Origin of the sequence: Streptomyces sp. 8N706 (genome assembly GCF_052245415.1) — a bacterium.
Classification (GTDB): domain Bacteria; phylum Actinomycetota; class Actinomycetes; order Streptomycetales; family Streptomycetaceae; genus Streptomyces.
On sequence record NZ_JBQQBW010000164.1, the window covers coordinates 1 to 11,644 of the forward strand.

The window sequence follows — 11,644 nt, forward strand, 5'->3', positions numbered from 1 at the left end:
GGGACCAGGCATGCCGTGACCGGGTGCCGGAGTCGGAGGAGCGCCCGGCTGCGGCGGGCTTTCGTCTCTCACCCGCCCACCCGTCCCACGGGGTGGGCGGGTTTTCAGTCTCCCCGGGGCGGTTGCGCCCAGTCGGCGGGTGTGCCGCTCAGCCCGCGTTCGGCCGGATGTTCGGCACGCGTCTTCCGCTCGTTCATGTGTGGCTGCTGTGATGCCTGCGGCGGGACACCGGACGGGAGTTGGGGAGAGGGCGACAGTGAATCAACGCACCGCCCGCCTGCTGCTCGTTTTCACCCGCTCCGGCGGTGGCACGTCCAACGACGGCTACGCGGACGCGATATCGCTGACTCTCGCACCCACCGCCGGAGGCCGGTCGTGAACGTGAAGCCGAACCGCCGCGATCTGCTGAGGGCCGCGGCCGCCGCGGGCGCCCTGGGCCTCGCCTGGCCGCTCAGCCCCGGCCTCTCGCCCGCGCAGGCGCGCGAAGCCGCCGAGGCGCTCGGCGCCGACTACGACCCCGCGCCCTTCACGCTCGGCGTGGCCTCCGGCGACCCGCAACCCGGCAGCGTCGTGCTGTGGACCCGGCTCGCGCCCGAGCCGCTCGCCGCCGAGCAGCGGCTGCCCGAGATCGTCGAGGTCGGCTGGGTCGTCGCCGAGGACCGCGAGCTGAAGCGCGTCGTCGCCCGCGGCACGGCGCCCGCCTCCGCGACCCTCGGCCACAGCGTGCACGTGCCGGTCGGCGGGCTGCGCGCCGGGCGCCACTACTGGTACGCCTTCACCGCGCTCGGCAAGCGCAGCCGTACCGGCCGTACGAAGACCGCGCCCGCCGGCCGGGTCTCGCGCGTCCGCTTCGCCTCCGCCAACTGCCAGGCGTTCCACGACGGTTTCTACGCCGCGCACCGCGCCATCGCCCGCGAGAACCTCGACTTCGTGGTCCACCTCGGCGACTACATCTACGAGCACGGGCCGGTCGGCGGCGACGCCGTACGGGACCACAACGGGCCCGAGACCTTCACCCTCGCCGACTACCGGATCCGGCACGCCCTCTACAAGGGCGACGCGTCCCTGCGCGCGGCGCACGCCGCTCACCCCTGGTTCCTGACCTGGGACGACCACGAGGTCGCGAACGACTACAGCGGCACGGGCGGCGGCGCGCCCTTCATGCGGCGTCGCGCGGCCGCGTACCAGGCCTGGTACGAGCACATGCCGCACCGCGACAGCGGCGCGTCCGCCCTGCCCGACCCCGAGATCCACCGGGTGCGCACGTGGGGCGACCTGCTGGAGCTGACGGTGCTCGACCTGCGCTCGTACCGGTCCGCGCAGAACCTCCCCGACGGCACGATCCTGGGCGCGGAGCAGAAGAGCCGGCTCAAGCGGGGCATCGACCGGGCGCCCGACGCGTGGCACTGCTGGGCCAACTCGATCATGCTCAGCCAGCTCCGCGGCAAGCCGGGCGGCCCGTACATGTTCACCGACCAGTGGGACGGCTTCCTCGCCGAGCGGAAAGAGCTGCTGACGCACGTTCACGACTCCGGCCTGGAGGACCTCGTCGTCATCACCGGCGACTGGCACTCCGCCTTCGTGGACGACATCAGGCCCGACTTCGACGACACGTCCTCGCCCGTCGTCGGCACCGAGTTCACGGCCCACTCGGTCACCTCGGGCGGGTACTCCGCGGACTGGAACCAGACCAACGGCCCGGTCATGGGCAAGGCCAACCCGCATCTCCAGTACTTCGAGGGGAATCGTTACGGCTACGACGTCCACGAGGTCACCCCGGAGCGGTGGTCCACCCACATGCGGGTGATCGCGGACCGCCGCGACCCGGCCTCGCCGGTCACCACGCTCACCACCTTCCACGTGGACCGGGGAACGGCGGGCTCGTACGAGGACCCGGCGACAAAGGGCTCACCCGCGCAGTACCGCAGGGACTGACCGCCGCGATCGTCCTCGGCAGGGCGGGCGGGCTGCGCCTGTACGCACCAGCGGCCGGCCTCCGGCGGGGATGGACCCACCGCGGCGAGGCTCACACCGGTGTGAGGTTCCGCCGTGTCACGCCCGGGTCATAGTGTCGGGACATGTTCGCTGCCTATGCCGCACGTATCGACCGTGACCAGCCCCTGAACGGCCTCGAGCTGGGCGACCGTCCCGCGCCTGAGGTGCGCCCCGGCTGGACGACCGTCAACGTCAGGGCCGCCTCGCTCAACCACCACGACCTGTGGTCGCTGCGCGGAGTCGGCCTCGGCGAGGAGTCGCTGCCCATGATCCTCGGCTGTGACGCCGCGGGGACCGACGAGAACGGCAACGAGGTCGTCATCCACTCCGTGATCGGCCAGACCGGCCACGGGGTGGGCCCGGACGAGCCCCGCTCCATCCTCACCGAGCGCTACCAGGGCACGTTCGCCGAACAGGTCAGCGTCCCGGCGTGGAACGTCCTCCCGAAGCCGAAGGAGCTCTCCTTCGAGGAGGCGGCCTGCCTGCCGACGGCCTGGCTGACCGCGTACCGGATGCTGTTCACCAACGCGGGTGTACGGCCCGGTGACGCGATCCTCGTCCAGGGCGCGGGCGGCGGGGTCGCCACCGCCGCGATCGTCCTCGGCAAGGCCGCCGGGCTGCGGGTCTACGCCACCAGCCGGGACGAGGCGAAGCGGAAGCGGGCCGTCGAGCTCGGCGCGGTCGAGGCGTACGAGCCGGGGGCACGGCTGCCGCAGCGTGTGGACGCGGTGATCGAGACGGTCGGCGCGGCCACGTGGTCGCACTCGGTCAAGTCTCTGAAGCCGGGCGGCACCCTGGTCATCTCCGGAGCCACCTCCGGACCCAACCCCAAGGCCGCCGAGCTCAACCGCATCTTCTTCCTGGAGCTGAAGGTCGTCGGCTCCACGATGGGCGGCAAGGACGAGTTGGAGGATCTGCTCAGCTTCTGCGCGGCGACGGGCGTCCGGCCCGTCATCGACACCGTGCTGCCGCTGGACCGGGCGCGCGAAGGCTTCGAAAAGATGGCCGAGGGTGATCTCTTCGGCAAGATCGTGCTGACGGTCTGACGCCGGCCCGTCCGCAACGGTCCGGGTCCGTAGGAGGGCACACGTGCCGTCCGCAACGGTCCGGGTCCGTACGAGCGCAGGGTACGGACCGCCCGGCCGCGAGCCGTCAGGGCGGCGAGCCGTCAGGGCCGTGCGGTGTACGCCCAGGCGCGTACGGGAGCCACGGAGTGTACGGCCGGCCCTGAGGCGTGAAGGAGGTCCGCGGAGCGTACGGGGGGCTGAGCGCGGCGTACGGGTCCGCCCGCGCGCCGCGCTCAGATGTCCAGCCCCGGCCCGGCCGCCGGTTCAGTCCTCCTTCGGGCCGCGCAACAGTGCCCCGATGTGCGCCGCCGCCGTGGAGAGATGACGGCGGGCCTCCCTCAGCTGGTCCGGGCTGACGCCGTGGTCGCGTGCCGCGTCACGGATGTCGTCCCGGAAGCGGTCCAGGAGGCGTTCCAGATCGCGCAGCGGATCGGCGGACGGAGCTTGCGGCTCCTCGGCCCACTCCGGCTGCTCGGCGCCCGCGGGGTCGGGCTTGATGTACGGCGGCCACGCCGTCGTCCGGCCCGGGGCCATGCCCGAGCCGCTCATGTGGCGGGTGAGTTCCGTCATGCCGTCGCGCAGCGCGCCCTGCCAGTCGCCCGCCCTCGCCTGTGACTGCACATGGTCCTGGACCTGGCGGGCGATCCGCTGGACCTCCTCGCGCGCGAAGGTCTGTGCGTCCTGGGCCTGCTGACGGGCGCGCTGCGCGTCCTGCTTGGCGCGGCGGCTCTCCTCCTTGGCCCGGCGAGCCTGTTCCTTCCACTCCTGCTTGGCGCGTCGCATCTCCTCCTTGACCTGGCGCCAGGCCTCCTTGTCGCCCCAGGTACCCCCCGCATGCTCCTTTCCGCCCCCGGAGGAGCGGGCTTCCCACGCCGCGGCACGCATGTCGCGGCGGAGATCGCCGGCCGACCCGCTGACGTCCTCGCGGATTTCGGCGGCCAGCTCCGAGACGGACTCACGGATCTCCAGCTCCAGCTCGGCGAGTTCGCCCTGGCGGTCGGCGAGTTCGGTACGGCCCGCGTCGGTGATGGAGTACACCTTTCGTCCGCCCTCGGTGGCGTGGGTGACCAGGCCCTCGGTCTCGAGCTTGGCGAGCCGCGGGTAGACGGTTCCGGCGGATGGTGCGTACAGGCCGTGGAAGCGCTCCTCCAGGAGGCGGATCACCTCGTAGCCGTGGCGGGGGGCCTCGTCGAGCAGCTTGAGGAGGTAGAGGCGCAGTCGGCCGTGGGCGAAGACGGGAGGCATGTCAGAGCACCTTCTTGTCGGCCGGCCGTGCGGGGGCGCCCGGGCCATGAGGGTCATCATCCGAGCCGGGGGAACCGGAGGAGATGGCGGAACCGGAGGCGCCAGGGGAACCGGAGCCGTCAGGGGAACCGGAGCCCTCAGGGGAGGCGGAGGGGTCAGGGGAGGCTGACGCATCCGGGGAGGAGGCAGAGGAACCGGCGGACCCCGGCGAACCGGGGAAGCCGTCGGGGCCCGCGGAGTCACCCGGCACCGGGGCGTCGGGCGCTCCGGTCCCCTCGGTGGCATCGTCCGCCGGAGGGCGGCGCAGCAGCGCTATGGCTCCGGAGACGGTCGTGGCCTTGAGGGTGCCGTTGCCGCTGCCGAGCGTCCCGGTGATGCGCTTGGCGCCCCACTGGCCGGTGACCCGCAGGTCCTCGAACGCGTTGGAGACGGCTCCACTGGCGGTGTTGGCCTCGACCTCCGCGTCGGCCGGGTGCGGCAGCCGGATGGCGACCTCGCCGGAGACGGTGGTCAGGCTGATGTCCGAGCCCTTGGCGCCGGAGGTGAGGTCCAGCACGATGTCGCCGCTGACCGATTCGGCCTTCACCGCGGCACCGGAGCCCTCGACCACGGTGAGATGGCCGGAGACGGAGTTGAACCGCAGGTCGCCGGTGACCGCCTGGGCTTCCACCCGCCCGGACACGGTGTCCGCGCGAACGGCTCCGGTCAGGCCGACGAGCGCGCTGTCACCGGAGACGCCGCGCAGGTCCGTACGGCCGGAGATACCGGAGATGACGGCGCCGGCCCCGACCACGCCGACCCCGACGCGGGTCCGGGACGGGACGGTGACCGAGACGACCGCGCTGCGGTTCCAGCCCTTGCGGTCGAGCCACGTGAAGAAGCCCTTCCACGGGAGGTCGTCGTAGGCGACGGTCAGCGTGCCGTCCTCATGGGTGACGGTGAGGGGCGGGCCGTGCAGCTCGGAGATCTCGAGCCGGGCCGGCCCGCCGCTGTCGGTGCCGACGACATTGACCGTGCCGCCCACGATCCGCACGTCGACGGCGGTGACGGGGCCTTCGAGGGCGAGTTTCCGGGGCTCGCCGATGGACCACTCGGACCGGGCTGACATCCCTGACCTCCTCCGCATGGACGCACTACGCAACATATCGCGTCTCGCGTGGACACGATATATCGCGGCTAGCGGAAGTCAAGGCGTGAGGGCCGCGACCAGGCGTGGCCTACTCGTCGTCCTCGTCGTCGAGCCGTGCCAGCCAGGTCGCCAGCCGTTCGACCGGAACCTCGAAGTCCGGGTTGAGATCGACAAATTCGCGAAGCCGCTCGGCGACCCAGGCGAGCGAGACCTCCTCCTCGCCGCGCCGGCTCTCCAGCTCCTCGATACCGCGGTCGGTGAAATACACGACGTTGCTCCGAAACAGAACGATGGGAAAACGATGGAAACGTTCCGGGGGTTCGTCACCCGGGAAACACAGCGGGGCCAGGATAGACAGCGTGCGCACTGCCCTCTCGCGCCCATCGGGACCGAGGACTAGCCTGCTGCATCAACACGGGGGAGCGGGGGTGGCGTATGCCCGACCGAAACAGCCGGTCCGATGACGGCGGTATGCGTCCGTGAGCGCCCTCCATGCTCTCGTGCGCAGGGCTGTGGTGCGCATCTCGGCAGCCTCGGACGGGTATGACCCGCTGGGCACCGGCTACTGGGGCAGCGGCTTCTTCGTGGCTCCGGGCTGGGTGATGACCTGCGCACATGTCGTGGGGACAGGGGGTGGCGCCGTGTGGAGGGGAGAGCGCGTCGTCGGCATCTCCTGGGACGGTGGCACGGCCGTCGGGGAGGTGGCTCTCGCGCTGCCGCCGCCGGACGACCCGGGCCGCCCGCCGCGCACCTGGCCGCTGCCGGATCTGGCGCTCGTACGGGTCCCCGGTGCGCCCGCCCACGAGTGCGTATGGCTCAGCGACATCTCCACCGGAGGACCGGTGGACATCAGTCTGCACGGCTGGTCCTCGGAGACCGGTGATGTGGCCTACCGATGGGTCGTCGGCGAGACCAGCGGCCGCGACGGCCGGGACGGCGGGGCCATGCTGCTACGGGGCGAGCAGCCGGTCGGCGGCTGCTCCGGCGGCCCCGTGGTCGACACCCGCTCCGGCAGTGTCATCGGGATGTGCAAGGCCCGTATCGCCGACGATCCGACCGCCGGACACGCGGTCCCGGTCACCGCGCTGCGCGCCCTGTGCGACCTCCCCGGCGGAGATCTCTTCCACGACGTGCTCCTGGCCCATGACCGCTACCATCTGGAGCGCCACCAGTCCGCCCGGGCGGACGACAGCTGGACCGACGTCCAGGCGGAGCTGCGCCCGGAACAGCCCGGCGGCTTCGGCCCGGTGCTCCGGGCCAACCTCTACGGGAGGCTGGCCGGCCTCACCCCGCCCCGTACGCCGGGGGAGGTCACCGTGCTGGTGGACGACGTCAAGAGGCGGGTCTTCCGGGAGGCGTACCAGCCCGGTGTCGACCACGACCCCCGCTCCTGGAGGGAAGGGGCCGGGCTCCTCTACGGTCTGCGCGACCGCGGCACGCCCGGCAAGGGCCCCGGCGGGAACGCCGAGCTGGAGGCCGTCCTCCTCTACGCCGCCAAGGTCTGGGCCGCGGTCGGCCGGCTCGGCCGGCCCCGGGACGAGGCCCCGCTGCGCGAGCTGCGGACCTGGCTCGAACGGACCGCGGAGCCGCTGCCGCGAGTGGTTCGCCAGGAGATCGAGGAGATCCTGGACGCGTACGCCCTCCCCGGGAGCGAGGGCGGGCCGCGGGCCGATGTGCTGGTCGAGATAGACCAGAGCCTCTACGGGGACCGCTACCCGTGGCGGGTCAAACTGCTGTATGACGGGCGTCTGGTCACGCCCCTCCACGGAGACGAGCAGGGCGTCCCCCGGGCGCGGCTGCGCGAGGCGCTGCGGGAGCCGATCGCCGACGCCCTGCGCCGCGGCGACGTGGGGGAGTACCTCGCGGTGGTGGAAGTCGCGCTGCCGCCCGAGCTGTTCGACGAACCCCTCGACGCCTGGCGGCTGGGTCCCCGCCGGACGCCCGACGGGCGGACCGACCCGTACGGCCTGCCCCTGGGCGAGCGGCGCGTCGTCGTCGTACGCGACCGCCGCCGGGCCGGAACCGGGAATCCCGAATGGCGCCGGCGCTGGAGCGGGGTACAGCGCGGGCCGCTGACGGCGATCCCGCTGCGCGGCGCGCCGCTGCCGGACCCGGAACGCCGTGCCTCCGGAGAGGACCGCACGGGGGCGGACTCGGCCGCCGGGCAGGAGCGCACGGGTACGGACTCCGTCCTCGGGCAGGACCGTGCCGCCGGGCAGTGCCGCGCCCTCGGGCAGGAGGACGGGCCCGTGCAGGCTCCTGGCGCCGCACAGCACCACCGACCCGGGCGGCACGACAGTCCCCCGCACGACCACGGTTCCGGACACCTCCACCACCCCGGCCAGTGGCACGGCGGTCCCCGCGGCGAGAGCTGGAACGCCGCCTACGACCGGCTCTCCCGGGCCTCCTGGGCATCCGTCCCCGTGTTCTGTGGACCGGTCGCCGCCGGAGACGGGGCGACCGCCATGGACGCCGCGCTCACCGCCGGCCACCCGGTCGCGATCTGGCGCAGATGCGCCACCCCCCACACGGATTGCGCCGAATTCCACCGGGCGGTGGAACGCCTCGTGCGGGAGGCCGGACGGGCCGACGGGCTGCACGCCCACATCCGGAGCCTGCGCATCCGCGCGGGCGACCCGGATCCGGAACGGGACGAAGCGGCCTGGGCACGGTCGATTGCCCTGCTCTTCGACCCGCCGGACCGCCCCGGTGCAACGGGCGGCCCGCTGTACGAACCGGGAATGGCGCCGGAGCGTCCGACATGACGGGCCATCAACTCGTTGCCGGACAACTGGAAAAGCGTCTCAACAGCCCGGAGCGATGCCGGTACCGTCGATCGTGGACCGGTGGATCGCAGACGAGAAGAGCGCGGATGAGCGGCCAGGTTCACCACCAGCTGAGGAGCCCGATGTGAACGATTGGCGCATCTACCGTGGAGCAGGCCTGCCGCACGACGGAGTGGAGCGCTTACCCGGGCCACCGCCCTGGCGGGACTTCTCTCCACCGGACCCGGGCGACGGCGCGGACGTCGACCCCAGCACCGCGCGCCGGCTGGGCGTACAGCGCAGGCTGGTCGAGAACCACCACCCCCGGCCCGAAGAGGTCGAGGCGGTCAACGCCGCGCTGTATCTGCGGCGTCCGCTGCTCGTCACGGGCAACCCGGGCACCGGCAAGTCCACCCTCGCCCATGCGGTCGCCCATGAGCTGGGACTCGGCAGGGTGCTGCGCTGGCCGATCGTCAGCCGTACGACGCTCCAGGACGGTCTGTACCGCTATGACGCGATCGGCAGGCTCCAGGACGTCCAGCTCGAGCGGGCGGGCGGTGCGGGCGCCGAGTGGCGGTCCATCGGCTCGTACGTCCGGCTCGGTCCGCTCGGTACGGCTCTGCTCCCCGCCGAGCGGCCCCGCGTCCTCCTGGTCGACGAGCTCGACAAGAGCGATATGGACCTCCCCAACGACCTGTTGAACGCCCTGGAGGAAGGCGAGTTCGCCCTACCCGAGCTGGAGCGCATCGCCGACCGCGAACCCCGTGTGGAGGTGTCGACGGACGACGGTGGGCGCGCGGTCGTCCACGACGGCCGGGTGCGCTGCACGACCTTTCCCTTCATCGTCCTCACCTCGAACGGCGAGCGCGACTTTCCCGCGGCCCTGCTGCGGCGCTGTATCCAGCTCGAACTCAAACCGCCCGGCGAGGACCAGTTGACCGCCATGGTGGAGGCCCATCTCGGTGACGGCGCCGTAGCGGAGGGCCAGTCACTGATCCAGCGCTTCCTGCGCCGCGACCCCGGCGAGATCGTCGCCGCCGACCAGCTGCTCAACGCGCTGTTCCTCACCCATCACGCAGCCCGTACCGAGAACGTCACCCGTGAGCGGCTGGCGGACATGCTCATGCAGCCGCTGGACCGACCGAGGTGATGCCCGATGACTGCGCCGCCCGACCGGCGGCTGACGGAGTTCATCGGCCTGCTGCGCGGTGCGGGCTGGGACATGACGGCGGAGGAGATCGCCGACGCGCTCTGGCTGGCGCAGTGGACGGGGCCGGGCGGCCCGGCGGCCGTACCCGCCCCGCGGGCCCCGGGTGACCGTGGCGCGGCCGTCCCCGGTCCGGACGAGCGTCCACCGGACTCCACGGGCCGGGGTTCACCGGCACCGCGGCCCCCTGGGGAGGAGCAGGCCGCCGGCTCCGTGCCGGTGTCCCTCTACCCCGCCGGGACGCGGGCGGGGGGATCCGGAGCCGCGATCGCGGTACGCGCCCCCGCCGCCGCCGCGCTCCCGGGGCTGCTCGGACTCCAGCGCGCCCTGCGCCCCCTCCAGGGCTACCGCCCGCTGGCCGCGCCGGTCCTCGGCGGACTGGACGAAGAGGCCACCGCGGACCTCAGCGCCCGGGCAGGCGCGCTGTGCCCCGTGTTCCACCGTGTCGAACGGCGGGACATCGGCATGCAGTTGCTGATGGACGCCTCGCCGTCCATGGTCGTCTGGGAGCGGATGCTGGAGGAACTCCGCCAGACCTGCGAGCAGTTGGGCGTCTTCCGGGACGTACAGGTGCACTATCTGCACCGCGCGGAGGACGGCGCGCCCCTGATCGGCAACGCCCCCGGGCGGCCCGGCTCACCGGGCGTCCGGCTGCGTCCGGCCGACCAGCTCCGGGACCCCACGGGCCGCCGTCTCACCCTCCTCATCAGCGACTGTGTGGGCCCGCTGTGGCGCGAGGGCCGGGCACAGCGGCTGCTGCACCACTGGGCGCTGCGCGCCCCGGTGGCGGTGGTCCAGCCGCTGCCGCCGCGCCTGTGGCCCCGGACCGCCCTGCCCGCCGAACCGGGTCTGCTGGTGCGGGACCCCTCCTCCGAGGGCCGGCTGGCCTTCCACCCCCGCGGGTACGGGAGTCCGGGGCAGCCGCCGGTACGGGCCGCGCTGCCGGTCCCCGTCCTGCTGCCCAACGGCGAGGCCCTGGGCTCCTGGGCCCGGCTGCTCTCCGGCACCGGGCGCGTCAGCGCACGGGGAGCGGCAGGCTGGGTGCGCCCGGACCACCCGGTGTCGGTGCCCGAGCCTCCGGCTCGTGGCGCCCGGACCGTGGAGGAGCTGTTCGAGACGTTCCGCACGAGCGCCTCCGCCGGAGCCCTGCGCCTGTCCGTGTATCTGGCCGCCGCACCCCTGGCGCTTCCCGTCATGCAGGTCGTCCAGCGTGCGATGCTGCCCGACACCGGGCCCACCGAACTCGCCGAGGTGCTCCTCGGCGGCCTGCTCGAACGGCTCCCCGAGGACCGGGCGGGAGATGCGGACGGCGGCCCCTGGTACGAGTTCGCCGACGGGGTGCGGGATCTGCTGCTGCAGTGGCTGGGCCGGGACGAGGCGGCTCTGGTCCTCAAGCACTGCTCGGAGTTCGTGGCCCAGCACTTCGGCAAGGGCGCGCGCAACTTCTCGGCTCTCGCGGTCGCACAGCTGACGGGCCGGGCGGTGCGGCTGCCCTGGGAGCCGGGCGACGAGCGGCCCCGTACGCCGGAGCCGGAGCCCTTCGCCGAGGTTCCGGCGCGTGTCGTCCGGTGGTACCAGCCACCGTTGGACGGGGCCGGCCCGGGCCCGGTGGCCGAGGCGGAACGGCTGATGACCGCTTACCGGGCGGACGGCGACGTACGGCGGCTGCTCGATGGCGTACAGCTGCTGCGCTCCGCGGCGGAGACGGACGGCGCGGGAGAGCGGGAGTGCGCCACCCTGGCCCAGGCCCTGCTGATGCTCTGGCGGGCGCAGGCGGATGTGGCGCTGCTGCGCGAGGCGCGGGAACGGGCGGAGCAGGCCGTGCGGCTCGCGGGCGGCGACCTGGACGGCGGGGTGCGGGCGCGACTGGTCCTCGGTCGGGTCCTGCGGGCCCTGGCCGGATCCGCCGGCGTACGCCGGGCCCCGCACACCGTACGGGAACTGCTGGACCAGGCCGCGCTGCGATTGGAGGAGGCACGGCAGTTCGCCGCGCCCGGCAGCGGCGCGCGGACGGAGGCCGCGCTCGAACTGGCCGGCGTCCGGTACGCGCAGTGGGAGACCGACGCGGACGCCCGGTATCTGGCCACGGCGGAGCGGGTGCTGCGCGATCTGCCCCCGGGCGCGGGCCCGGACCGCCATCTGCATCTGGGCCGGGTGCTGCTGGCGCTGGCCGGGGCGGGGGAGGACACCGGGCGCCGCGCGGCGGAGGCCGCGGACGAACTGCGCACGGCGAGCG

9 protein-coding genes are annotated in these 11,644 nt (G+C 73.3%); 6 read left to right on the forward strand and 3 right to left on the reverse strand.

Features of this window, described 5'->3' with window-relative positions; genetic code table 11:
• Nucleotides 1–256: 256 nt before the first annotated feature.
• The 3 genes from ACTWQE_RS32210 (at nt 257) to ACTWQE_RS32220 (ending at nt 3,041) form a co-directional block, all read left to right on the forward strand.
• Nucleotides 257–379 (forward strand): hypothetical protein, encoded by a 123-nt coding sequence (locus tag ACTWQE_RS32210; RefSeq protein ID WP_443332629.1) that lies wholly within the window; start codon nt 257–259, stop codon nt 377–379.
• A 2-nt stretch (nt 380–381) separates the two neighbouring features.
• Nucleotides 382–1,935, forward strand: a complete 1,554-nt coding sequence (locus tag ACTWQE_RS32215; RefSeq protein WP_443332638.1) for an alkaline phosphatase D family protein — start codon at nt 382–384, stop codon at nt 1,933–1,935.
• A gap of 143 nt (nt 1,936–2,078) precedes the next feature.
• Entirely contained in the window at nt 2,079–3,041 is a 963-nt protein-coding gene (locus ACTWQE_RS32220; RefSeq protein WP_443332630.1) for a zinc-binding dehydrogenase, read from the forward strand.
• A gap of 285 nt (nt 3,042–3,326) precedes the next feature.
• Here the strand turns inward: ACTWQE_RS32220 and ACTWQE_RS32225 are convergent, their stop codons facing one another.
• From ACTWQE_RS32225 to ACTWQE_RS32235, 3 genes are all read right to left on the reverse strand, one after another.
• On the reverse strand, nt 3,327–4,307 hold the full coding sequence (locus ACTWQE_RS32225; protein WP_443332631.1) for a helix-turn-helix transcriptional regulator: 981 nt from the start codon (nt 4,305–4,307) through the stop codon (nt 3,327–3,329).
• Between the two features lies 1 nt (nt 4,308).
• The gene (locus ACTWQE_RS32230; protein WP_443332632.1) at nt 4,309–5,415 is read right to left on the reverse strand and encodes a DUF4097 family beta strand repeat-containing protein; all 1,107 of its coding nucleotides are present in this window, start codon (nt 5,413–5,415) and stop codon (nt 4,309–4,311) included.
• Nucleotides 5,416–5,524: 109 nt separating this feature from the next.
• The gene (locus ACTWQE_RS32235) at nt 5,525–5,704 is read right to left on the reverse strand and encodes a DUF6104 family protein (RefSeq protein WP_443332633.1); all 180 of its coding nucleotides are present in this window, start codon (nt 5,702–5,704) and stop codon (nt 5,525–5,527) included.
• A 211-nt stretch (nt 5,705–5,915) separates the two neighbouring features.
• Between ACTWQE_RS32235 and ACTWQE_RS32240 the strand changes: the two genes are divergently transcribed.
• The 3 genes from ACTWQE_RS32240 to ACTWQE_RS32250 all read left to right on the forward strand — a co-directional run.
• On the forward strand, nt 5,916–8,201 hold the full coding sequence (locus ACTWQE_RS32240; RefSeq protein WP_443332634.1) for a VMAP-C domain-containing protein: 2,286 nt from the start codon (nt 5,916–5,918) through the stop codon (nt 8,199–8,201).
• A 145-nt stretch (nt 8,202–8,346) separates the two neighbouring features.
• Nucleotides 8,347–9,351 carry an AAA family ATPase gene (locus ACTWQE_RS32245; protein WP_443332636.1) on the forward strand — a complete coding sequence of 335 codons (1,005 nt, stop codon included), beginning with the start codon at nt 8,347–8,349 and terminating at the stop codon, nt 9,349–9,351.
• A gap of 6 nt (nt 9,352–9,357) precedes the next feature.
• Nucleotides 9,358–11,644, forward strand: a 2,287-nt coding sequence (locus ACTWQE_RS32250; protein WP_443332637.1) for an SAV_2336 N-terminal domain-related protein, incomplete at its 3' end; no start/stop codon positions are given.